At 65.5% G+C, this 23014-nt stretch carries 23 protein-coding genes; 15 read left to right on the forward strand and 8 right to left on the reverse strand.

Annotated elements, in window-relative coordinates; translation table 11 throughout:
- Positions 1 to 24: 24 nt before the first annotated feature.
- The 4 genes from G6N51_RS26230 to G6N51_RS26250 all read left to right on the forward strand — a co-directional run bounded on the left by G6N51_RS26230 (position 25) and on the right by G6N51_RS26250 (position 3356).
- Positions 25 to 765, forward strand: coding sequence for a TetR/AcrR family transcriptional regulator C-terminal domain-containing protein (locus G6N51_RS26230; RefSeq protein WP_083172585.1), 741 nt, complete (start codon positions 25 to 27; stop codon positions 763 to 765).
- A 500-nt stretch (positions 766 to 1265) separates the two neighbouring features.
- Entirely contained in the window at positions 1266 to 1871 is a 606-nt protein-coding gene (locus G6N51_RS29745; RefSeq protein WP_083172587.1) for an STAS domain-containing protein, read from the forward strand.
- A gap of 603 nt (positions 1872 to 2474) precedes the next feature.
- Entirely contained in the window at positions 2475 to 3179 is a 705-nt protein-coding gene (locus G6N51_RS26245) for a phage major capsid protein (RefSeq protein WP_083172589.1), read from the forward strand.
- Between the two features lie 12 nt (positions 3180 to 3191).
- Positions 3192 to 3356 carry a hypothetical protein gene (locus G6N51_RS26250; RefSeq protein ID WP_158086231.1) on the forward strand — a complete coding sequence of 55 codons (165 nt, stop codon included), beginning with the start codon at positions 3192 to 3194 and terminating at the stop codon, positions 3354 to 3356.
- Positions 3357 to 3738: 382 nt separating this feature from the next.
- Here the strand turns inward: G6N51_RS26250 and G6N51_RS26255 are convergent, their stop codons facing one another.
- The gene (locus G6N51_RS26255) at positions 3739 to 4542 is read right to left on the reverse strand and encodes a DUF1906 domain-containing protein (RefSeq protein WP_083172591.1); all 804 of its coding nucleotides are present in this window, start codon (positions 4540 to 4542) and stop codon (positions 3739 to 3741) included.
- A 198-nt stretch (positions 4543 to 4740) separates the two neighbouring features.
- Between G6N51_RS26255 and G6N51_RS26260 the strand changes: the two genes are divergently transcribed.
- The 5 genes from G6N51_RS26260 to G6N51_RS26280 all read left to right on the forward strand — a co-directional run bounded on the left by G6N51_RS26260 (position 4741) and on the right by G6N51_RS26280 (position 8657).
- On the forward strand, positions 4741 to 5706 hold the full coding sequence (locus tag G6N51_RS26260; RefSeq protein WP_083172593.1) for a metal-dependent hydrolase: 966 nt from the start codon (positions 4741 to 4743) through the stop codon (positions 5704 to 5706).
- Positions 5703 to 5891, forward strand: coding sequence for a ferredoxin (locus G6N51_RS26265; protein WP_083172595.1), 189 nt, complete (start codon positions 5703 to 5705; stop codon positions 5889 to 5891). Before G6N51_RS26260 ends, G6N51_RS26265 begins: the two co-directional genes overlap by 4 nt.
- A gap of 7 nt (positions 5892 to 5898) precedes the next feature.
- Complete coding sequence (locus G6N51_RS26270) at positions 5899 to 7113, forward strand: NAD(P)/FAD-dependent oxidoreductase (RefSeq protein WP_083172597.1); 1215 nt, start codon at positions 5899 to 5901, stop codon at positions 7111 to 7113.
- Positions 7114 to 7380: 267 nt separating this feature from the next.
- Positions 7381 to 7575 (forward strand): long chain fatty acid-CoA synthetase Faa4p, encoded by a 195-nt coding sequence (locus G6N51_RS26275; protein WP_083172662.1) that lies wholly within the window; start codon positions 7381 to 7383, stop codon positions 7573 to 7575.
- 341 nt (positions 7576 to 7916) lie between these two features.
- Positions 7917 to 8657: an SDR family NAD(P)-dependent oxidoreductase gene (locus G6N51_RS26280; protein ID WP_083172601.1), complete on the forward strand. Its 741-nt coding sequence runs from the start codon at positions 7917 to 7919 to the stop codon at positions 8655 to 8657.
- On the opposite strand, the gene G6N51_RS26285 is transcribed toward G6N51_RS26280, so the two are convergent.
- From G6N51_RS26285 to G6N51_RS26300, 4 genes are all read right to left on the reverse strand, one after another.
- The gene (locus tag G6N51_RS26285) at positions 8654 to 11494 is read right to left on the reverse strand and encodes an MMPL/RND family transporter (protein ID WP_083172603.1); all 2841 of its coding nucleotides are present in this window, start codon (positions 11492 to 11494) and stop codon (positions 8654 to 8656) included. The two genes, G6N51_RS26280 and G6N51_RS26285, sit on opposite strands and share 4 nt — an antisense overlap.
- Positions 11491 to 11889, reverse strand: a complete 399-nt coding sequence (locus G6N51_RS26290) for an MmpS family transport accessory protein (protein WP_083172605.1) — start codon at positions 11887 to 11889, stop codon at positions 11491 to 11493. Before G6N51_RS26290 ends, G6N51_RS26285 begins: the two co-directional genes overlap by 4 nt.
- Before the next feature lie 217 nt (positions 11890 to 12106).
- Positions 12107 to 12541, reverse strand: coding sequence for a hypothetical protein (locus G6N51_RS26295; protein ID WP_083172607.1), 435 nt, complete (start codon positions 12539 to 12541; stop codon positions 12107 to 12109).
- A gap of 151 nt (positions 12542 to 12692) precedes the next feature.
- On the reverse strand, positions 12693 to 14168 hold the full coding sequence (locus G6N51_RS26300) for a hypothetical protein (protein ID WP_083172609.1): 1476 nt from the start codon (positions 14166 to 14168) through the stop codon (positions 12693 to 12695).
- A 120-nt stretch (positions 14169 to 14288) separates the two neighbouring features.
- Here G6N51_RS26300 and G6N51_RS26305 point away from each other — a divergent pair, with 120 nt between their 5' ends.
- A complete protein-coding gene (locus tag G6N51_RS26305) occupies positions 14289 to 15110 on the forward strand; it encodes an SDR family oxidoreductase (protein WP_083172611.1) in 822 nt (273 codons plus the stop codon).
- On the opposite strand, the gene G6N51_RS26310 is transcribed toward G6N51_RS26305, so the two are convergent.
- Positions 15107 to 15724: a hypothetical protein gene (locus G6N51_RS26310; RefSeq protein WP_083172613.1), complete on the reverse strand. Its 618-nt coding sequence runs from the start codon at positions 15722 to 15724 to the stop codon at positions 15107 to 15109. The genes G6N51_RS26305 and G6N51_RS26310 overlap by 4 nt on opposite strands.
- A 43-nt stretch (positions 15725 to 15767) precedes the next feature.
- Positions 15768 to 18203 (reverse strand): glycogen/starch/alpha-glucan phosphorylase, encoded by a 2436-nt coding sequence (locus G6N51_RS26315; RefSeq protein WP_142275010.1) that lies wholly within the window; start codon positions 18201 to 18203, stop codon positions 15768 to 15770.
- Between the two features lie 347 nt (positions 18204 to 18550).
- Between G6N51_RS26315 and G6N51_RS26320 the strand changes: the two genes are divergently transcribed.
- Positions 18551 to 19384, forward strand: a complete 834-nt coding sequence (locus G6N51_RS26320; RefSeq protein ID WP_083172615.1) for an alpha/beta fold hydrolase — start codon at positions 18551 to 18553, stop codon at positions 19382 to 19384.
- A gap of 2 nt (positions 19385 to 19386) precedes the next feature.
- Here G6N51_RS26320 and G6N51_RS26325 read toward each other — a convergent pair whose 3' ends face one another.
- Positions 19387 to 19710: a DMT family transporter gene (locus G6N51_RS26325; protein ID WP_083172664.1), complete on the reverse strand. Its 324-nt coding sequence runs from the start codon at positions 19708 to 19710 to the stop codon at positions 19387 to 19389.
- 66 nt (positions 19711 to 19776) lie between these two features.
- On the opposite strand from G6N51_RS26325, the gene G6N51_RS26330 reads away from it, so the two are divergent.
- The 4 genes from G6N51_RS26330 to G6N51_RS26345 all read left to right on the forward strand — a co-directional run bounded on the left by G6N51_RS26330 (position 19777) and on the right by G6N51_RS26345 (position 22942).
- Positions 19777 to 20700 (forward strand): alpha/beta hydrolase, encoded by a 924-nt coding sequence (locus G6N51_RS26330; RefSeq protein ID WP_083172617.1) that lies wholly within the window; start codon positions 19777 to 19779, stop codon positions 20698 to 20700.
- Positions 20697 to 21125, forward strand: a complete 429-nt coding sequence (locus tag G6N51_RS26335) for a DoxX family protein (RefSeq protein ID WP_083172619.1) — start codon at positions 20697 to 20699, stop codon at positions 21123 to 21125. Before G6N51_RS26330 ends, G6N51_RS26335 begins: the two co-directional genes overlap by 4 nt.
- Before the next feature lie 83 nt (positions 21126 to 21208).
- Positions 21209 to 21982: an SDR family NAD(P)-dependent oxidoreductase gene (locus tag G6N51_RS26340; protein ID WP_083172621.1), complete on the forward strand. Its 774-nt coding sequence runs from the start codon at positions 21209 to 21211 to the stop codon at positions 21980 to 21982.
- Positions 21983 to 22942: a phosphotransferase family protein gene (locus tag G6N51_RS26345; protein WP_083172623.1), complete on the forward strand. Its 960-nt coding sequence runs from the start codon at positions 21983 to 21985 to the stop codon at positions 22940 to 22942.
- Positions 22943 to 23014 lie beyond the last annotated feature (72 nt).

Here is a 23014-nt window from a genome sequence, read left to right on the forward strand (position 1 = left end):
AGGCAGAAGGGGAGTGCTGAGGCGATGGCGAGACAGTCGACCAGGCCCGATGGGGGCGCTGACGACGAGGACCCGTTCGCCGCCGGCAGAGACAACGGTCAGCTCAACCGATCCGTGATCTTGCAGACCGCGCTAAGGATCGTGGACCGCGACGGTGTGGACGGACTGTCGATGCGCCGCCTCAGCGAAGCGGTGGGCAAAGATCCGGTGATGCTCTACCGGCACGTCCCAAACAAAGCCGCAGTCCTCGACGGTATCGCCGAGATCGTGCTCGCACAGCTAACCGTGAACAGTACCGATCCGGACTGGGCCGGTCAGCTGCGTACCGTCGCGCGCGACTTCCGTCAATTGGCCCTGTCGCATCCCAACGTGGTTCCGCTGCTGGTCACTCGACCGTTGGCCACCCCGCTCGGGCAGCGGCCACCAGGAATGCTGCGGCCACTAGAGGACGTCCTCGCACTGCTCACCTCTGCCGGCTTCACCGGCGAGGATGCCCTGCACATCTACCGGGTGCTGTTCGGCTACCTGCACGGCCACATCCTCAATGAGTTGCAGGAGGTTATCGAGCGCCCCGAGGAAACCGACGATGTGCTCCGGCTCGGCCTGCACCGACTCGCGATCACCGAATTCCCTCAACTGCGCGCCCTGGCACCCGCCCTAGCCTCCTACGACGGCGCCGCCGAACTGGACCGCTTCCTCGATCTGCTACTCCCCGGCATGACTGCAACCCTCACCGGCCGCGACGGACAACCCCCAACCATCTGAGATGCATGCGCCGTTGGTCAGCTCACCGACTGCGTCCGACCCCAAGTCGAAAGGGACGCTTCGTCATCGACTTGCTCGCCTACATCGAACCGGGGCGCCGACGCTACCGAATCCTGCACGACCAACGCGGCCCGCTGCTCGCCACGACAGTTCGCGCACGCACCGCCGCCATTGTCGCCACGCTTCCCGATTCGCTTGGACTAAGCATCTCCGCACCCACTCCGAAGAATGGCGGCCGTCCCGCCGGGGATTCGGGACCGTCCAACAAACCCAGTTCGACGATGTCACGCAGATGGTGACGATCTCCGATCGACGGTTCGTTGTGGCCGCACCCCAAGATGCGGTCCACGGGGTGTTGACAATTGCTCCGGCAGGGTGAAGCGTCAATCATGTTGAGACTCTCAACCAGTTCGGGATGGGGTCAGCCGTCCGCCGCTGTCCTCGCTGAGCATTGGCTCCCGCCGGACACATTCGGTGGCAACCGCATATCGGGAATCACCATGAATACTTTTCTCGCCCCCTCCGCGCTGCCGGACAGCGGCTTTCTTTCCCAGCCGTGGGAGGGTCGTTCCGCACAGTTAGCCAGTCGTCGCCTCAGGTCGTCCGTAGCTGTCATCAGAGCTTACGGCGGCATCGACGCATCCAACGCTGACACTCTGACCGAGTACACGTTCGGGCATCTGATGCGTTGCCGCGGGCTGATCCTTGATCTGCGCGACCTGAATTTCTTTGGAACCGAAGGTTTCTTGGCGCTGCACAGGGTCTCTGTCTACTGCGGGCGCGCCGGCATAGGCTGGGCAATAGTATCCGGTGAGGCCGTCTCCCGGATGCTGCGGATCGGCGACCCACAGGGCTTGCTGCCCGCCGCCAGCACGCTTGAGGCAGCGATGGCCATCGTCCAAGACCAGCCTCACCGCCCACCACAGCCCATCACGAGCCGTAGGGAACCCGGGCAATCCTCGAGATGCGAACGCACGGTGTGCTTAGTCTGCGGCGGTACACAACAGGTCCGGCACGAACAGCGGACCTTGCCAGAGGCGATCGCCAAGCTCGATGGTCCTGCGTTGACGGTGGTTGACCCTGGAGTTCGAAGATGCGAGATCTGAGGTTGTCGAGTGCGGCGCCGCCTCGGCTGCTCGTGCCACCATCGATGAATTAGCCGGATTACCAACGCATCTCATCTCGGTCAACGAGCTGGATCCGGTTCGCGACGAGGGCGTCGCCTACTACCACAAGCTCAAGCGCTGGAGTCGCAGCCAGTCTGCGGACCGTTCCGGGCGCCTGCCACGCCGCCTACATGATGTTGCCGGCGCACATGCCCGACGCATACCAGGAGACCGTCACCAGCCTCCACGACTTCGCGGCAAGCCTCTGAGGCGAGGAGACGCCACCAAAGCGCTGCTTTTCGCTGCTTGAGTGCGCAGACAGCGGCGGGCGATCTGAGGAACGTCAGATGCCGATCACCGCGCGGTCCCCGTAGTGCACGGCGACTACGCCGGAGGGGCCGAGAGACCTGGATAACCGCGTCCAGCGGCTCCGGGGACCCCGCAGTGTCGCCGATGTACGGGTGGGCAAGTTCCAAGACGAGGACCACCGTGTCGCGATTCACGTCCAGCCCGGCGCACCTGTCGATCACTTGTTCCATCGCATCCATGCAATCAATCGGCTGACCTTCCCGTGCAACCGATTCGGCACCGTCACTCGAGTATGTGCGCCACAGCGACAACCAGGGCACCGGCGATTGTCGCCGAGGGTGCGCAGAAGCCCGAGCTTGTTTACACGACCGACCAATCACCGTTGCCGCAAAGAAACTCGCGGCACACACCGGCGTGTCGTGGGAGATTCTGAGCGATTGGGACAGGTTCGTCACCTACGTTCAGCAGGAGTTGACCCGGCAGGTTATCAACGTCGAAAACTCCGAGCTGATCTTGGGCGACGGCACCGCAACACATCTCACCGGATTCCTTTCCTCGTCAGGCATCCTCACCGCGACGATCGGCACCGACACGGCCCTTGATGCGGTGGAGAAGGAGATAGCGTCGCTGCGAACCGGTGCGGCACTGGCCGAGGCGAATCTTGTTGTGATGCACCCGTCTACGTTCTGCGCTGTGCGAAGGTCGAAAGACTCACAGGGTCGTTACCTATTGAACGCGGACCCGAGCGCCGAGCAGGCCAATCAGGTCTGGGGGATCGACGTTGTCGCCACCACGCAGATCGCGGCGAGTACCACGCTTGTGTTGGACACCAACAAATTTGGATTCGTCGTGCTGCGTGAGGCTATCGTGTTGCGCACCGGGTCGGACGGTAACGACTTCACGTCCAACATTGTCCGGTTCGTCTGCGAGGAGCGACTGAATCTCGCGGTGGAACGTCTGAGCGCGGTGCTGTCGCTGACCGGACTGCCGACAGCGTAAGGAGATTGGATTATGGCAAAAGTCGAAGTGCGACAAGAGTTCCAGTGCGTCCACGAGGGCGAAGTGTTCGACAGTGGCGACACTGCCGACGTACCCGAGGCGGTGGCACAGCGGTGGCTAACCGAGGGTTGGGCGTCCGAGGTAGCGCAGCAGGAGCGATCACCGAAACGCAGGTGAGGCTTCCCGGCGCTGGGTGTCAAACGAGTCGCACTGCGGTGAGTCGACCGCCATCCCGTGCCGGTCCGCTGGCACGTGCTGTAGCCGGAGTGTGACTCGATCACTGGCCTAGATCACAACCTCCAGCGTGAGAGTGAGCGGAGCGCCCAGCGCCGGGACCGACGCCAGCAAAGCGCAACCGTACCCAAACGATTACCCAAACCAGCATCGAATCCGCCCATGTTCGGCAATGTTCGCTGACGTACAGATACAGCCGTTCAGCTGCGCAAACGCGACATACGCGGACACCAGCGAACACACTCGATCACACTGGCAGTGTGGGGGTCAGGGGTTCGAGTCCCCTTAGCTCCACCGGATATTCGGCGGCGCCACAACATCGGGCTCACCGATGTAGGTTCCACTGACCGCAATCCGCGGCAAGGACGTCGTTGACGTCGACTTGGAGCCCCCCGACTACCGGGCCGGGATTCGACGGCGTACTCACCACGCGTTGGTAGAGAACGGCGGCCTGGTCGACCTGCCCGCGGGACCAGGCCTTGGTTTGCCAGGCCCATCGGTGGCCGGGGGTGCTTGAATTCCCGATAACGCCATCGGCGGCGGCCCATCGGCACACATCAATCCCGCCGTAGACGCCGGTGCGCTGCACCCCGAGCGCCGAGTTGATGCCGCGAAACCACTTGAGCGCCAAATTCTTCCAGGTGTCGTGGCTGATGTCCTCGTCGATGCTGAAGAAGATCGGGGCGCTCTGGCCACCACCCGCCTCGGTATGCAGCTTCCAGGCGGTGCGCGCATCGGCAACGCCGCCCTCGAATCCACGCCTGAAGTCCGATGGCGCCGTCCCACCCGGCTTCCCGTATTGGTAATTGCTGACGATGATGAGCCCCGCTGCGGTCAGCTGCTCGGCGTAGGACCGCGTGATCGGCTTGGCGCCCATGGATGAGCCGGGACGCGACAGCGAGACGTAGTTGATGACCCCGGAGTGGCCGGCGGCTCTGATCTGCTGCGCCGGAATTTGGCGCGCGGCGAAGTCGACCAATGTGGGGGTGGCGCCGACGACGGCGCGGGCCGTGGCGGTTGTCGATGCCGCATACAGCGCCGGCAGGGCAGAGATAGCGATGGCGTAGCGCAATACGTCGCGCCGGGGGAGAGGGCGCGACCGCTGCGCACTCACCGACAACTCCTGCATCGCGTGATGTTAATTTTGTGACTTTTGTCAACATAAGTGGCGGGTCGCAGTCGATATCAAATCGGGTCCTGCGGTTCATCGTGTCGAGTCAATCGCTGGAAGCCACAAACCTCGTACCGCCGGTACGCATAACCAGCCACCCGTGTGGGTACGCGGGCGAGTGAACGCTTGTTCGCAGTAGTCGGGAGGGAGCTGCTGATGCCCGAGGTCCAACTTCACCACGAGGGACACCCCCTGTATCGCCGGATGGTCCGGTTCGATTGGTCGAAGACGCCACTGCACTGGGTGCCCGACGACCCGTTCTCGACCCACATGATGAACGTCTTGCATCTGCTGCTGCCCGAAGGGGAGCGGCACTTCATCAAAGCTGTTCTCGAGGCGTCCTCGCTGGTCGACGACCCGGAGCTGGAGGCGGCGATCAAGCCGTTCATCCAGCAGGAGTCCTGGCACGCCTGGGCGCACCAGGTGGTGCTGGACCATTTGGCACAACAGGGCATCGACACCAAGCCGTACACCGACCGGCTCGGCAAAATGCTGTCGCTGACACTGGGTGATCCACCCAAGTTCTTCCCACCGCCGTTGAAGCGGTGGTGGCTCTACCGGCGGCTGGCCGATGTGGCGGCGCTGGAGCATTTCACGGCGATGCTGGGCCAATGGGTGCTGACGAACCGGGGCCTGGACTATGCGCGCACCGACCCCATGATGCTTGACCTGCTGCGCTGGCACGGCGCGGAGGAGGTCGAGCACCGCTCGCTGGTCTTCGACGTCTACCAACACGTCTGCGGGAACTACTTCATCCGAGCGTTCTCGATGTTGTTCACCGCGCCGCTGTTCATCGGGTGGTGGGTCGCCGGAGCCAAGTACCTGATGGCTCACGACCCGACTATCGATCAAAAGTGGCGCTGGCGCGACTGGCTCTGGGCCGCCCGCGAATACCGGTTGCCGGGACCGTGGAAGCTTCTGGTCACGACGCCCGTCCGCTACATGCGGCCCAGCCATCACCCCAACGACGAGGCGGACACCCAGATGGCGATCGACTACCTGGAGTACTCGCCGGCGGCGAAGGACGCCCGGGAGCGGGCGCGCTCCCACGGCAAGTCCCCGGATCAAACGAAAGGGATCCAAACCTCGGGCCACGGAGCACGAAAGGCGGAGGCGCGATGAAAGTATCGGTCGATCTCGACACCTGCGATGGCAACGGCGTGTGCATGAGCATCTGCCACGACGTGTTCGACGTGCGGGAGGACGGTCTCCACGTGTTGCAGGACGAGGCGCCGGAGGAGCTGCGCCAGCAGTTGATCGGCGCTCAGGTGTCGTGCCCCACGCAGGCAATCACGGTGAAGGACTGACGGACCGATGCCGAGTCGCCAGCTCAGAAACGTTGTCGTCGTCGGTGCCGGCGTGGCGGGCACGCGAGCGGCGGAGACCCTGCGGCAGGAGGGCTATGACGGCGCACTGACCGTCGTGGGCGCCGAGCGGTACGCCCCGTACCATCGCCCCCCGCTGTCCAAGAAGTTCCTCACCGGCAAGGTGCACCGGGCCGGCGTCGACCTCGCGCCCCAGTCCGATATGGATGCGCGCGTTCTGCGCGGCGCATCGGCTCTCACGGTGGACATGGCCTCGCGCACCGTCGCCGTGCGTGGCGACGGCCAGGACCTCTCGCTGCCGTTCGACGGACTGGTGATCGCCAGCGGTGCGGTGCCCCGCGAATGGCCGGGCGGCGCGGTGCCCGACGGCGTGTTGATGCTCCGCACCGTCGACGACTGCCTGGCCATCCGGGACCGGCTGGGCTCGCGTCCGCGGGTCGTGGTTGTCGGCGGCGGGTTCATCGGCGCCGAGGTAGCCGCGAGTTGCCGGTCGATCGGCCTGGAGACGGTGCTGATCGAAAAGGGAAGCGGCCCATTGCTTTCCGCGTTGGGTGAGGAGCTGGCGTCGCGCTGGGCCGGCCTCCACCGCCAACATGGCGTGGACCTGCGGGTCGGCGTGGGCGTCGATGGCTTCGTGGGCAACGGCCGGGTGGAGGGTGTTCGGCTCACCGACGGCTCGCGGGTTGCGGCCGACCTCGTCATCGTCGGGCTCGGGGTGACTCCCGCCACCGACTGGCTGGAGGGCTCCGGACTGCGGGTCGACGACGGCGTGATCTGCGATGCCACCGGGGTGGCCGAGGGCGGCACCGGCGAGGTCACCGTCGTCGCCGCCGGTGACGTCGCGCGCTGGTGGCACCCGCTGTACGAGCGGCACCTGCGTACCGAGCACTGGGACGACGCGGGCCGCCAGGGTGCGGCTGCGGCGCGGACTCTGCTGGCGGGACCGCAGGATGCGGAGCCCTATGACGAGGTGCCTTACTTCTGGTCCGATCAATACGACGTAAAGTTGCAGATGCTGGGCGTGCCAACTGATTACGACGCCGTCAAGATCGTCGAAGGCAATCCGGACACCTGGGAGTTCGTCGCCGCGTACGGGCGGGGCGGTCGCACCATCGCGGTGCTCGGGACGATCTCGGGCCGGGTATATGCCTATCGAGAGGCCATCGAGAAGCGCGCGGAATTTCCGCCGAGCCGACCGGATTAGCAAGGGCGGACGTTCGCTGCTCATCGGAGCTGGGCATCGCGCTCGCCCTCAAACGTTAAGTCCAGGCAACGACTTGGTAGAGACTGTGCCTCAGCCATGAGCCGGTCTGGCTGCCGATTAGGTTTTCGCCGCGATGCGCATTAATCTTGCCCGCGGTTCGATTGCGACTCTCCGAAAGCAGCCATGCCCACTCAGCCCAGCCTGCTGCGCCGCCAATCGCTGCGCAGCTCCCGCGCGTCGCGGGTGGTTCCTCGCGTGAAGTGCCCGATGGTCGGCCAGTGCTTCGATATCGAAGTCACTCGCGACGCCGACGGGTGGATGATTCGGATTCCCGAGATCAGCAGGGTCACCCGCACCACCCTCCGCGGAGCGGTGGAGCTGGCGGCGCGCAAGTGCATCGCCACCTGGACCGGCATCCCCATCGGTTATGTCGCCGTCCATGTGGTGAGCGAGATCGGTTAGCGCCCCACCCATCGGCGGCCGTATTGGCCAAGGTGTGTCTCGTGTGTGACCTCGCCGCGACGCTGACGCGACACGCTCATCACCATGACGGTGGTTGCCGGAATCGTGGCTCTCGCAATGGCGACATGCGTCGGCTACTACCTCGGCCGGCGCGCGGGTTCGGCGCCGCCGACTTGGAAGAGGCGAACCAGTCGGGTCGCCCTCGGGAGGATGGCGATCAGTCTGATCGTGTTACTGACCGCGCGCCGTGCGATGACCCTGTGGGGGCCGAGATTTGTTGCTCCCCTGGGGCTGCTGCGCGGTAGCTTTGCGCGGATGCGTTCCTACTGACAAGGACGGTTGTGTCGGCACTGCAGGGCAAGGTCGCGTTGGTGACCGGTGCGTCGTCGGGTCTCGGCGCTGAGACGGCTCGATTGTTCTCCCGCAAGGGCGCAACGGTTTTCGGCCTCGGCAGGGATACGGCCCGCCTGGCCGAGGTGTTCGCCGACGTCCAAAACGGTTCCTACGCATCGGTGGACGTTGCTTCGGCACAGGCCTGCCGCGAGGCGGTCGAGCAGTGCGTGCGCGCGTTCGGCGGGCTGGACGTCTTGGTCAACGTTGCCGGACAACACCAGATGCGGCGGACGGAGTCGATGACCGACGAGGACTGGGCGCACGACCTCGCGGTCAACCTGAACGGGCCGTTCTTCCTGTGCCGGGCGGCGCTGCCGCACCTGCTGGAGCGTGGTGGCAACATCGTCAACGTGGGCTCCATTGCCGGCGTCGAGGGCCAGGCGTACTCGGCCGGTTACTGCGCCGCCAAGCACGGCCTGGTCGGGCTGACTCGGGCTCTGGCGGTGGAATACACCGCGGACCGCTTGCGCGTCAACGCGGTGTGCCCGGGCGGCATGCTGACCCCGCAGCTCGAACACTTCAGCGCGCCGGAGAACCCGAACTACGACCTGATCATGCGCACGGCGTCGCCGCGCGGCATGATGCAACCCCGTGACGTGGCGAACGTGATCGCCTTCCTCGCCAGCGATGCCGCGGCCGCCGTGCACGGCGCGGTCTATCGCGTCGACAACGGGAAGGGCGCCGGCTAGCTCGGGGCGGCCGCCTGCCGCAGCGGACGGGTACGCACCAAGGTCGGCCACCAGAACCACGGTCCGAGGATCCGCAGGATGCACGGCACCACGAACGAACGCACGATCAGCGTGTCGAGCAGCAGGCCGATGCACACCGTCGAACCCACCTGACCGATCGTCCGCAGGTCGCTGGTGAGCATCGCCAGCATGGTGAAGGCGAAGACCAGACCGGCCGACGTCACCACGCCGCCGGTGCTGCCCAGCGCCCGGATCAGGCCGGTGTGGATTCCGCCGTGCAGCTCCTCTTTGACCCGGTTGATCAGCAACAGGTTGTAGTCCGACCCGACCGCCACCAGGATGATGAAGGTCAGTGGCAGCACGAGCCAGTGCAGGTGCAGGCCGATCAGGTGCTGCCACACGAGTATGGACAGCCCGAACGCGCCGGCGTAGGAGAACGCCACCGTGCCGGGAATCACCAACGCCGCCACCAGACTTCGCGTGATGAACATCATGATCAAGAAGATCAGCACGAAGGCGGCGATCGCCGCGATCATCAGGTCGGACATCGCGTATTCCTTGATGTCCTTGTCGTTGGACCCCGAACCGCCGATGTAGATCCGCGCGCCGGCCAAGGAGGTCTCTTTGAGGATCGTCTTGATCGCGTCGGGAAATTGTTTGACGTGTTCCACGCCTTCGGGGCCCATCGCGTCGCCCTCGTGGGTGACGATGAACCGGGCCGCCTTGCCGTCCGGCGACATCATCAACTTCATTCCCGTCTTGACGTCGTCGTTGTCGAAGCCCTCGTGCGGGATGTAGAAGTAGTCGTCGCTGCGGGACTTGTCGAAGTCGTTGCCGACGTTGATCAGATCATCGAACGTTTGCGCGGTCTGGGTGGTCTGCAGATCCGCAGATCCGTAACTGTTGACCAACTTCGACTGCAGCGCCTCGGTGTCGTCGGCGGTGGCTTTCAGTTGGGCGATGATCTGCGGGAACGCCTTGTCCACCTCCTCGAGGGACACCTTGGCGTCCGCGATGTCGTCGGCCAACTTGTCGATCTGATCGATCGTCTCGAACAGCGAACGAAACGTCCAGCAGATGGGGATGTCGAAACAGTGCCTCTCCCAATAGAAGTAGCTCTTGATCGGCCGGAAGAAATCGTCGACATTGGAGACCTCGTCTCTGATGTCGTCGCTGACCCGTTGCAGGTCTTCGACGGTGAGCACGGTCTGGTGCAGCTCGTCGGACACCTTTTGGAAGAAGCCGATCTCTTTGCGCAGGACCTCGACCGAGTGCGCCTGAATGTCGGCCTGCGCATCGGTGTTGGAGTTCTGCTCCTTGCTGAACGGGAGTTGTTGCCCGTTGCCGCTGCCCTGTGTGGTGAACAGGTAGGGGATGCTGGCGTGCTCGAGCGCCCGCCCCAACGGCCTCGTCATGCCCTGCACCATCGCCACACCGTGCAGGCGGATCAGCGCCTTGGCGACCCGGTCGAGCGAGATGAAGTCGGCCGAGTTGCGCATGTCGTGGTCGGTTTCGACCATGAGCATCTCGGAGAAGAGCTTGCTCTTGGGGAAGTGCCGGTCGGCCGCCTGGAAACCCAGATTGGCGGGCGCACTGGCCGGCTGATACTGCCTGTCGTCGTAGTTCTGCCGGTAGGTGGGAACGAAGATCGCCCCGAGCATGACGACGGCCGAACTGGCCACCAGGATCGGCACCGGCCACCGCACCACGCTCGCCCCGATGCGCCGATACAGATATCCCTTGGCGTTGGTCCTCGGGTCGAACATCCCGAACAGGCTGCCGACGGTCAACGCCGCCGGGCCCAGCGTCATCGCCGCGGCGATGGTGAACAGCATGGTGATCGCGACGGCCGGTCCCATGGTGTGGAAGTAGTTCAGCCGCGCGAACGTCAAGCAGTAACACGCGCCGGCGATCGTCAGTCCGGAGCCGATGATGATGGGCGCGACGCCCTTGTACGCGATGTAGAAACTGTCCTCCCGGCTTTCGCCGGCCTGCCGGGCCTCGTGATAGCGGCCCATCAAGAAAATGCCGTAATCCGTTCCCGCTCCCAGGGTCAGCGCGATGACGATGTTCACCGCGAATGACGAGAGTTCGATGTAGCCGAGATGTCCCAGTGTCGAGATGATTCCCTTCGCGACCAGCATCTCGATCAGCACGCCGAGTAGGGGCACCAAGAGGGTGGAGGGGGCGCGGTAGACCAGCAGCAGCATCACGACGATGAGGCAGATCGTGACGATCGTGACGTTGTTCAGGCTCGCGTTCGCAATGGCCAGCGTGTCCGAGGCCAGCGGGGCCGCGCCGCTGACGTAGACCTTGAGGCCGGGCGGTGGCGTGTCCTTTTTGACGATGTCGCGGACGGCCGCCACGGATTCGTTGGCCTGGATCTGGCCGATGTCGCCGGCGAGGCGCAACAGCACGTAAGTGCACTTGCCATCCACGCTCTGTGCCCCCGCCGCGGTGAATGGCTTGCCCCACAAGTCCATCACGTATTGCACGTGACGGGTGTCGTGCTGAAGGCGGCGCATCAGGTCGTCGTAGTACCGGTGGTCGGCGTCTCCCAGCGGTCGGTTCGCCTCGAACACCACCATGGTCAGGTTGGTCGAGTTGGATTCGTGGAACTTCTCACCGATGTGCAGCAGCGCCCGCTGTGAGGGCGCGTAGTGCGGCACCATCGGTCCGGCGAGTTCCTCCGCGACCCGTTCCACCTGGGGCATAAAGGTATTCGTGGCGACCGCGAGAAGACCCCAGAAGAAGATGATCGGTATCGCGAAAGCCCGGACCATCCTGGGGATGAAGGGGCGTTTGACCCGGGGCTCGTCGAGGCGATGCTCGGTCATGCCGATTTCACCCTGCACTCGACGTCGGCGTCCGGATGGTCGTCCGACTGCTCGTCGCGGACCACGCCGTCCACCAGCATCCGGCAACTCACCCGACCGCTGCGAACATGCACCGAGATGCTTCCGGACGCCACCGAGAGCGTGGTGGTCTCCGTGTGGGACCACGGCAGGGCCGTGAAATCGACCTGATGCGGATGACCGTCGATGTCGATATAGACGAGCTTCCCGCCCTTGCCGGCGGAGCCGAACACCTCATAGGTAATGCGTTTGAGATTGAACTGCTCGGGCGCCTGCGGACCGTTGACGGTGATGACCGGCTCCGGTTCGGAGAACTGGTGCACCTTGTACATGCACAACAGGCCCACGCCGACCGCGATGACGGTGACCAGCGGCATCCAGCCCCGTTCCAGGGCAGTCCTGCCGACCGAACGACGGCTCACTCCATCACCTTTCGCGCCCCAGTGCTAAACCGTTCCCGCCTCATCTCCGCTCCACCTCAGGACGGTCAGCAGCTCGTCGTATATCAACAAGGTTGACATATGTCGGTAAAGAGACTACTGCAGCCGGGCGGCCGGCGCGATCCGGGTGTGCCGATCCTCGGTCGCGGCCCTGTCATGACGCGATGGGCGCGCTGCGTAGACGCCTCTTCAGCCGCGCGCTACTACGCAGCCGTAGGGCGAGGTTCGTCGATGTCAACATGGGAATCACCCCGAGGAACGTGCGCTCGGAGGGAGTGGCTCCATGCAAGTGGTACAGACTGCCGAACACGTAGAAGCAGCCCAGCATGAACAGGGCGCCGGGGATGCACAACGCCATGAAGGAGCTACGGTCGGCGACGACTTGCCGGGCGTAATCCAGTTCGTCCGGGGACATCGGTTCGCGTTTGCGCAGCTTGCGCACGACCTCCTTGGCGCTGCCGATTTCCTCGCTTCTCGGGCTGGTCGTCCGCCTCTCCAACCGCCTGACGTATGCGGCGGCAACGGCGGCGAGCGTCAACGCCAGACCCAAGGCGACAACGGTCAGCAGACCGAACAATCCCTCTGTCACTATCGCCCTCCTTCTGCGTCACCGCTTCCGGTTATCCACCGCGTCGCGGATGATCGCAACCCGTACACGCGCTCGCCCCGATTGCCACCATGGCGAGCAGGATGCCGGGGTTCCTGTGCGTGCTCACCCGGAAAACCATACTTCTGGGCATTCAGAACCCGAAGTCGCCGCCGCCGGAGTCCGACCCGCCGCCGCCGAAATCCGACCCGCCGCCGGAATCCCAACCGCCGGAGTCCCAGCCGCCGCCGAAGTCAACGTCGCCACCGCCGGAGTACGAGCCGCCGTTGCCTGCGAAGCCGGTGTCGCCGCCCGAGTCATGACCGCCACCGAATCCGACATCGGTTTGCTGGCTGTCGTAGCCGGCGCCCTGGCCGCTGTCAGAGCTGTCATAGCCGGCATCGGTATACGCCGAGTCTCGGCCGGCCTCAAAGCCGCGCTCGAACCCGCCGCCGCCCCAATGGTCGTCCAGCAGCGCATCCATCAGCAGGACGTCGGTGAGCGCCCAGCCCCAGCCCGCCCCCCAGAACGCGTAAGGGTAGTAGCCCGGGTAGAAGAACATCCCGTTGTAGTAGCCACCCCCGTAATAGTGCGGATAACCGGGCTGTGGGGTGGTGCTGTAGTTGTTGTTGTTGATCGTCACGTACTCGCCGGTGTCGGGATTCTTGGCCCGCACCGAGGCCTGCTTGCGGTCGTCCTCGGGCACCGCGTCGAGGGCGGCGACGTTGGGCGCGGGCCGGCCGGGATAGAGCTTCTGGTTGGCCTTGGCCACCGTCGACTCCACCACCTTCAGGTGCGCCCGCGCGGCGCCGTAGTCGCCTGTCTCGTAGGCCTTTCTGGCGTCGTACAGGCTGGCGTTGGCCTTCGTCGATTCGGCGCTGACGTCCGTTTCGCTGTTGGTGAGCACCGCGTTGTCGAGGTCGCTGATCTCCGATTCGGCGGTGATCAACTGCTGCTTGATCTGCTCGCGCGCCTCTGCGTCCTTGCGGCGCTTACGATTTCGGCCCACAGCGAACCAGATCAGGCTGACCACGCTCAACGCGACGGCGACAAAGACCAGCAAGCTCCACAGCCACGCCCAGCGGTCGGGGTTCTTGTGCACGACGGGGGAGGTGGTGGCCGCCGGCCCCCCGGAGGACACGTCCACCTTGGTCAACTTGCTGACGAATTCGCTGGTCGCGCCTTGCGGGTCGTTTCGGTGGGCCCTGGCCGACTGGCTCATCAACGGATCGACGCTGTCGGCGATCGCCTTGGGCACGTTGTAGGCGCGCACGTGATACCCCTTGGCGTCGATGACCAGAATGATCCCGCTGAACGCGGGATCACGCCCGAGGATGACGTTGTGGATGGCATCCGGCGTGGTGATGCCGGTCTGACTGCGGGCGACCGCCGCCACCCAGATGGGCGGCGTGGAACTCCACGTCCATCGGCTGCTCAGGATCTGGTCGTTGAGCCTGTCCGGGTCCTGCAACGGCGGATTCGCCGCCGGGTCGGCCAGCACGTGCGTCTGCGCATTGAACCTGCCCACCAGCCGATCTGTGTAGGTGTCGGCCGAAGCGGACGGCGCGAGCAGCATCGCCAGCACCACGGTCAACGGGGCCAGCGCAAGCCGACGGAATCGTAGGGTCACTTTCCTCCTGCCAGGGGTCACGATGTCGATCCTTGCGGTGGTCAGCGAAAACGTCCACTGTCGACCGATCGTCCACCCGTCGTAGCCTGTGGCGATGGATAGCAACGGACAGGTCAAGCGGTGCACGCGAACGGCGTGAGCGCCCGGCGCAGCCCGTTTCGGGCCGATCTGCTGCAGGGCAAGGTGGCGTTGGTCACCGGCGGAGCCACCGGTCTGGGCCTGGAGATCGCCAGGGTGCTGGGCAACCACGGGGCCCGGATCGTCATCTGCAGCCGCAAGGAAGCCAACCTTGCGGCGGCCGTTGCGGCGTTACGGGAGGCGGGCGTCGAGGCCGGCTACGGCGTGTGCGATGTCCGGCACCACGATCAGGTGACGGCCGTCGTCGGGGACGTGGTGCGAACCTGCGGCCGCCTGGACATTGTCGTCAATAACGCCGCCGGCAATTTTCCCGTGCCCGTCAGCGGCCTGAGCACAGGCGGATTCAAGGCCGTGGTCGACATCGACCTCGTGGGGACGTTCAACGTGTCGAAGGCGGCCTACGAACTATGGCTGCGCGATCACGGCGGATCGATCGTGAACATCAGCGCGGCGACCCAGTATCGCGGTATGGCTTTGCAGGCCCACGTCGTGTCGGCCAAGGCCGGCGTCGATGCGTTCACCCGCGCCTGCGCCATCGAGTGGGGACCCGACGGGGTACGGGTCAATGTCGTTGCACCCGGGGCGATGTCGGGCACCGAGGGAGTGAAGAGGGTCGCCGGTGACGATTCGCATCGCACCACGCAAAATCCGTTGCGGCGGCCGGGCTCGACCACCGAGGTCGCCGAAGCGGTGCTCTTCCTCGCCGGTGATGCGGCGTCGTATGTCACCGGGGCGACGCTCGTGGTCGACGGCGGCGGATGGTTGACCGCCAGAGGAGTGCCCGACCTGCCCGGCTACCGCTAGGTCTGGCTTTGTTCGATGTACCCGCGGGGCAGCACCGAGAAGTCGACGCACGCCGCGGCCAGGACGTCGCCCAATAGCGGGTGAACCGGCGCGGCGAGGCTGAGCATCGCACCGGCCGATGGTGCCTTCAGGGTGGCGACGTTGCGGTTGAACAACAGCTGAATGGCTTCGGATTCGATGTCGCTCCAACCGGTGTGAACGGTCATCAGGGTGAGGACGCCGAGCGCCTCACCGGACGGTGACAACACGCGATGGTGCCAGGCGCTGTCGGCCTTGTGTCCGGTGTGCGGTCGTACCACCGCCAGCACGATGCCGCCACCGTCTTCCAGGCGCGCCGCCCCGTCGGCGGGGACGATCTTCCCGACGGGCGTGCCCTGCCTGGTGATGGTTGTCGTTCCGGCCACCGCGATCTTGAGTTCATCACCGTCGGCCGCCGACAGCGTGTACTCGCTCTTGCCGCCGTTCTTGAAGCCGAATAGCACTCCGGCACCGCCCTTTTGCTGGGCGCGCGCCAATTCGGCACCGTCGGGGGTGGAGAGCTCGACCCGTAGCGCGTTGGACGTCGACCTCGTCAGGCGCGCGAGGACGACCGTGGCATCGCCGAGAATTGACATGCCGAGATCCTAGGCCCGGGCACCGCGATTATCCGCCGGTTTCTCACATCTTGACGGTCAGCGGCCACACGTTCCAGATGTCGTCGCAGTACTCGGCGATCGCCCGATCCGATGAGAATTTACCGCTGCGAGCGGTGTTCAGGATGGACATCTTCGTCCACGACTCCCTGTCCTGCCACGCGGCGCTCACCCGCTCCTGGCAGTTCACGTAGGACGCGTAGTCGGCGCACACCAGGAACGGGTCGTCATGGCGCAGGTTGTCCACCAGCGGCCGGAACACCTCGGTGTCGCCCCGCGAGAACGTGCCGCCGGCAATGAGATCGAGCACCGCGCACAGCTCGTCGTTGCCGTCGATGTAATCGGCCGGCCGGTATCCACCCGCCTTGACCGCCTCGACCTCCTGCTCGGTCAGGCCGAACAGGAAGAAGTTCTCCGGCCCCACCTCGTCGCGCATCTCCACGTTCGCGCCGTCGAGCGTGCCGACCGTCAAAGCGCCGTTGATCATGAACTTCATGTTCCCGGTGCCCGACGCTTCCTTACCCGCGGTGGAGATCTGCTCGGACAGGTCGGCGGCCGGGTAGATCATGTGGGCGTTCTGCACGTTGAAGTTCGGCACGAACGCCACCTTCAGGAACGGGTTGACGTCCGGGTCGGCATTGACGGTCTCCCCGACGGCGTTGATCAGCTTGATGATCCGCTTGGCCATGAAGTACCCGGGCGCGGCCTTGCCCCCGAAGATGAAGGCCCGCTGCGGAATCGACAGGCCCGGATCGCGCTTGAGCCGGTGATACAGCGCGATCACATGCAGGACGTTGAGATGTTGCCGCTTGTACTCGTGGATGCGCTTGACCTGGACGTCGAACATCCAGTCCGGGTTGAGCTCGACGCCGGCCACCGAGCGGATGTACTTGGCGAGACGCGCCTTGTTGTTGCGTTTGATGTCGCGCCATTCCCGCCCGAACGCGGCGTCGTCGACGAATGGCTCCAGTCCGCGCAGTCGACCCAGATCGGTCAGCCAGCCGTCACCGACGGTGCGGTCCAGCAATTCCCGCAATCCCGGATTGGCCAGCGCCAGGAAGCGGCGCGGTGTGACGCCATTGGTCTTGTTGCTGAATCGCTCGGGCCACATCTCGTAGAAGTCCTTGAGCACACTGCTTTTCAGTAGCTCCGAGTGCAGCGCGGCGACACCGTTGATGGCGTGGCTACCGACGGTGGCCAGGTGCGCCATCCGGACGCTCTTGCCGCCGTTCTCGCCGATGAGCGACATCCGGCTGACCCGCTCCTCGTCACCGCGGAACCGGGCGCGCACCTCGTCGAGGAACCGGCGGTTGATCTCGTAGATGATCTGCAGATGGCGCGGCAGCGCCTCGGCGAACATCTCCAGCGGCCAGGTCTCCAGCGCCTCCGGCAGCAGCGTGTGGTTGGTGTAGCCGAACGTCGCGACCGTGATCTCCCACGCCTCGTCCCAGTTGAGTTCGCGTTCGTCAACGAGCAACCGCATGAGCTCTGCGACGCCGATCGACGGATGGGTGTCGTTGAGCTGCAACGCAAAACGCTGGGGGAGTTCCTTCACCGAGACGTCGGCAAGATCATCCATGATGTGCAGCACATGCTGCAGCGAGCACGATACGAAGAAATACTGCTGCAGCAGGCGCAGCTGTTTGCCCGCCTCCGGCTCGTCGTTGGGATAGAGCACCTTGGTGACGGTCTCCGACATCACCTCGTCCTCGACGGCCCCGTAGTAATCGCCGGTGTTGAAGGCCTCCAACGCGAACGACTTGACGGCCCGCGCGCTCCACAACGTCAGCACGTTGCAGGTGTTGACGCCGTAGCCCTGAATCGGCGTGTCGTAGGCGACGCCCTTGAGCACCCGTCCGGGCACCCATCGGACGCGGTCTTTTCCGGCTTCGTCCGTGTAGTGAGCGGCGTAGCCGCCCCATTTGACCAAGTAGTTGACGTCGGGTTTGGCGATCTCCCAAGGGTTCCCGTGGTCCAGCCAGTTGTCGGTCTGCTCGACCTGCCAGCCGTCGTGAATCTCCTGATCGAAAATGCCGAATTCGTAACGGATCCCGTAGCCGATGGCCGGCCTCTCCAGGGTGGCCAGCGAGTCCAGGTAGCAGGCGGCGAGTCGTCCGAGGCCGCCGTTGCCCAGGCCCGGCTCCTCTTCGCAGGCCAGGACCGTGTCCAGGTTCTGGCCCATCGCCGACAGTGCTTCGCGGGCCGCCCGTTCCATGCCGAGGTTGAGCAGGTTGTTGCCCAGCTGCGGGCCCATCAGGAATTCCGCCGACAGGTAACAGGTCACCTTGCGGCCGAGATCGAGCGAGGTCTGCGTCGAGACCACGCGGCGGTCCTGCATGCGGTCGCGCACGGCCAGCGCCAGCGCCCGGTAGTAGTGCTCGGGACGGCGGGCCGCTGCCGGGCGGCCGATCGAATAGCGCAGGTGGTCGTTGATGGCCCGCTGCAGCGCGGCCGCGCTCATCCCGGTGCGGGAGTGCTCAACCAGGTCCGCCCGCGCGGGGGCGGAGGGAGACAGTCCGTCGGGAGGCGTCTGCTCGACATCGGTCATGGTGGGTCCTACTCCCTCGAGGTTGCCGCAATCAACCTGTCCGCCCGGGGGCGGCAGACCGTCAGTCTGGCAGCGATGTTTGCACACCAGGCGCGCGGTCGAAGGCTGTTACGTAAACACCAGCTCACGGGCCGGCGACGAAACGGCGTTGAGAGCAAGAGCTATCGCGCCGGCGCAGGAGCTCACGGTGGCGGGAATCGAGCCCCGTGTGTCTCAAAGCGAGGGGCAGCGCGACCTCGGCTGCGAATAGGTTGTCGACCATGTGGAACATCGACGGATGCAACGTGTTCGGAGAGGCCGCCGGAAGGGGAGAGCCAGTGCTGCTGCTGCACGGCTACCCGCAGAGCGCATCCTGCTGGCGCCACCAGATCGCGGCGCTGTCCGAACGCCACCACGTCGTGGCGCCGGATTGGCCCGGCTTCGGCCGCTCCGATCCGCCGCCGACCGCACCCACCTACGACAACGAGATAGCGCGGATCGAACGATTCGTCGAGGAGTTGGGATGGCAACGGTTCAACCTCTGCGCGCATGACTACGGCGGCTTCATCGGCCTCGGCTACGCCATCCGCCATCCCGGGCGCGTGTTGCGACTCGCACTGCTGAACACCCGCGCACACGGCATCTTTCGCCCATGGTTCTACCGCTTTTCGCGAGGCCAACACTGGATCGCCACCCACCCGGCTCCGTCTCAAGCCGCACAACGTCTTCCGCTGGCCACCCTGCACCATGTGGCGCTGACCCGCTACCGAAGACTCGGCTGCTTCGATGCCACGCTCGAAGCAGAGTATCTGGGCTGGATGAATTCGCCCGAAGGAAAGCGCACGTTCTGGAACTTCTTCGCGCACTACCCGGTGCCCGCCGTCGGGTGGCTTGCGCAGGGACTCGGCACGATAGGGTGCCCGGTCGCCGTGATCTGGGGTGACCGCGATCCCTATATCCCGTTGAGCACCGCGCGCGAATTGGCCGCGTCCATTCCGCGCGCCACACTGATTCGGCTGCCGGGCGCCGACCACTATGTCATGGAGGAACGCCCCCACGAGGTGAGCGCCGCGCTACTCAGCCTGCTGAGTGCACCGCTGACGGCCCGCGCCTAGCGTCAGTGCGCGCCGGACAGGTTCAGCGTCACCACGCCGGCGATGATCAGCGCGATCCCGACGACCTTGGCGACCGAGACCGTCGAGCCGAGAAACAGCACCGCGATGAGCACGATGAGCGCGGTGCCGATCGCCGACCACAACGCGTAAGCGACGTCTGTTTGCATGCCGCGCGAGATCGACACTGCCAGGAGCGCAAAGGAGATGGCGTAACCCGTGAGGCAGATGACCGTCGGCCACAGGCGGGTGAAGCCTTCCGTGCTCTTGAGCAGGCTGGTCGCGATGACCTCCGCGAAGATGGCGCAGAAGAGAAGCAGATAGGTCAAGACGCCTCCTCGCGTGCGGACGTACATGTATGTGTGTACAGGACTGTCGTGGCAGGATCGCGTCGTATGACCTGTCCCGCCCAACCGCTGCGGTTCGACGTGGGCGACGTGGTCGGGGAGCAGGCGTCGCTGGCGGCGACGTACTACCCCGCGCGCACCGGCGCCAAGGCGCTGGGACTGTTGGTCTGCCTGCCGGGCGGCACCTACAGTCGCGACTACTGGGACCTGCGCATCCCCGGCCATCACGGGTATAGCTTCGCCGATTTCGCCACCGGGAACGGCTACGCCGTGGTGACCATAGACCCGCTCGGTACCGGCGAGAGCTCGCAGCCGGCACGCGATTTCGACTTCAGCGACATCGCCGCCACGCTCGCGCAGGCGGTTTCGGAGTTGCCGAGCGCCATCGGAATCCAGGCACCCGCGGTGGCCATGGCCCATTCCCTCGGCGGCTACCTGGCGATCACGCAGCAGGCGCTGTTTTCCAGCTTCACCGCGCTGGCCCTGCTCGGGTGCACCAATCAACACGTGGCGCCGCTGAACCTGGACCCGGCATTCATCGCCCGCTCGGCAACCCCGCGGGGGCGCGCCGAGCTCGCCCGGGAGATACTTGCCGCCCTTCAGCGGCCCTACTTCGAGGGGCCGCGCGAGCACCTGCAGAGCTGGTTCCACCTCAGCGATGTTCCGGCAGGCGTGGTGGCGGCGGACCGCGTGGTCGCAACGTCGATGGTGCCGCGGGTGTTCGGCACCGCCATGATCCCCGGTGTCGTCGCCGAACACGCGGCGCTGATCGACGTCCCGGTGTTGATCGGCTACGGTGCCGTCGACGTTTCACCCGATCCGCGCGCCGAGGCCGCCGTGTATCGCAGTTGCCCGGACATCACCACCCTGGTGGTGGCCGACAGCGCGCATTGCCACAACATGGCGTCGAGCCGCCACCGGCTTTGGCGACGTCTGCTCGGCTGGGCCGCGACCGTAACCTTGCGATCGTGACAAGGGACTTGGATCGGCGACTGGACGGTTACGCGCCGGCGGTGCTCAGTCTGTTTCGGCTCGTCTACGGTTTGCTCTTCGCCGCATACGGTTCGAGGAGCCTGTTCGATTGGCCCGTCCGGTCGCCGGTTCGCATCGAATTCGGATCCTGGCCCGGCTGGTATGCCGGGTTGATCGAGGTCGTTGCGGGTCTGCTCATCACCGCCGGACTGTTCACCCGCGCCGCCGCGTTCGTGGCCTCGGGGCAGATGGCGGTCGCCTACTTCTGGATCCACCAACCCCAGGGGCTCTGGCCGGTCGCCGATCCGCCGGCGGGCAACGGTGGGACGCTGGCGGTCCTTTTCTGCTTCGCATTCTTCCTGCTGGTCTTCACCGGGGGCGGAAGCTACTCGATCGACGCCCTGCGCGGACGGGCCTTCCGATAGACCGGGGATAATGGCATTCTCTGATACGGAGAACCCATTTCCGTAGGAGGCCGCAGGTGAGCATTGACCAACGGTGCGACGGGATGGTGGCGCTTGTCACCGGCAGCAGCCGCGGGCTGGGCAAGGCGATCGCCGCACGGCTCGCCGCCCGCGGTGCCACCGTCGCGCTGACCGCCCGCACGATGGACCCCGATCCTAAATACCGGGGGTCGCTGAGCGAGACCCTGGACGAGATCGTCGCCGCCGGTGGAAAGGCCGTCGCGGTCCAAGCGGACCTGTCCCAATCCGAAGATCGGGCAAGGCTTTTCGCCGAAGTGGTCGGCGCGGTCGGCGCCCCGGACATCCTGGTCAACAACGCCGCGGTGACCTTCCTGCGTCCCCTGGACGCGTTTCCCGAACGGCGGGCCCGGGTGATGCTCGAGATGCACGTTCTCGGCCCCCTCCAGTTGAGCCAGCTGGCCATTCCGGCGATGCGCGAGCGGGGGCGCGGCTGGATCCTCAACCTCACCTCGGTGGGTGGCGATCTGCCGCCGGGGCCGCCGTTCTCGGAGTTCGATCGCACCGCGGGCTTCGGCATCTACGGGACGGTCAAGGCAGCGTTGAACCGGCTGACGAAAAGCCTTGCGGCCGAACTGTACGACGACGGCATCGCCGTCAACGCCGCCGCCCCCAGCAATCCGGTCGCCACGCCCGGGGCCGGCGCGCTGGACCTGGCCAAGACCGACACCGAGGACATCGAACTGATCACCGAGACCGCCTTCCGGCTGTGTACCGGTGATCCGAAGACCCTGACCGGTCGCATCGCGCACACCCGGCCCTTCCTCGCCGAGGTCGGGTGGACCCAACCCGCCCGCTGAATGGCCGAGCTCGATTCGGAGGAGCTGCGGCGACGACTGCATGACCGCGGCGTCACCGGCGTCGCCCCCCTGACCGGCGGCGCGTCCAGCCTCACGTTCAAAGGCGCCTTGGCTGGCCATCCCGTGGTGATCAAGGTCGCACCGCCCGGCGTCGAACCGATCGGCCATCGCGACGTGCTGCGGCAGGCCCGCATCATCAAAGCGCTTGCCGGGACGCGTGTTCCGGTGCCCGAGGTGCTGTGGGAGGACTCCGGCGACCCGCCGCGCACGCCGCCCTTGTTCGTGATGTCACACGTCGACGGCACCTGTGTGGAACCGCTATTCGACGGCTGCGCCGGTTCCCGCGCCCTTCTCGAGCGGTACCGCAACGCATGCCGGGTCATGGCCGCGCTGCACAGTCTCTCGCCGAGCGGGCTCGGCTTAGCCGCCGAACCGGTCGTCGATGCGGTTGCCGAAGTCTGGCGATGGTGCGAAACGCTGCGGACCGTCGACGCGGCGCTGGTGCCCGATTGGCCGGAATTGCGCGACGCGTTGTTGGATTGCGCCCCAACGGCTGTGCCGCCGAGCGTGGTGCATGGTGATTTCCGGCTGGGCAACCTGATGGCCGTCGGGCCCCGCATCAACGCGGTCATCGATTGGGAAATCTGGTCGGTGGGCGATCCGCGCATCGACGCGGGCTGGTTTCTGATCAACTGCGACCCGGACACCTACCGGCGTGTTCCGGTGGCGGCGGGCACGGTGCCGCCCATGGCCGAGCTCGCCGAGATCTACCGAGAAGGGTTGGGCCGCGGGGTCACCGACCTGGCCTGGTTCATGGCGCTGGCGTGCTTCAAGTCGGCGGCGACCTGGGCGCTGATCGTCAAGCACAACCGGCGAAGGCGCTCGCCGCGGGCGGAATTCGAGGCCATGGCGGCAACGCTTCCGGGGTTGCTGGCTCGGGCGCGGTCACTGCTGGATTAACGGGGCACCCGATCAGCTGCAGTTGGCGTGGAGATTCTGGCACCACATTCCGACGCCACCCCAGTCACCCCC

The organism is Mycobacterium paraseoulense (assembly GCF_010731655.1).
Classification (GTDB): domain Bacteria; phylum Actinomycetota; class Actinomycetes; order Mycobacteriales; family Mycobacteriaceae; genus Mycobacterium; species Mycobacterium paraseoulense.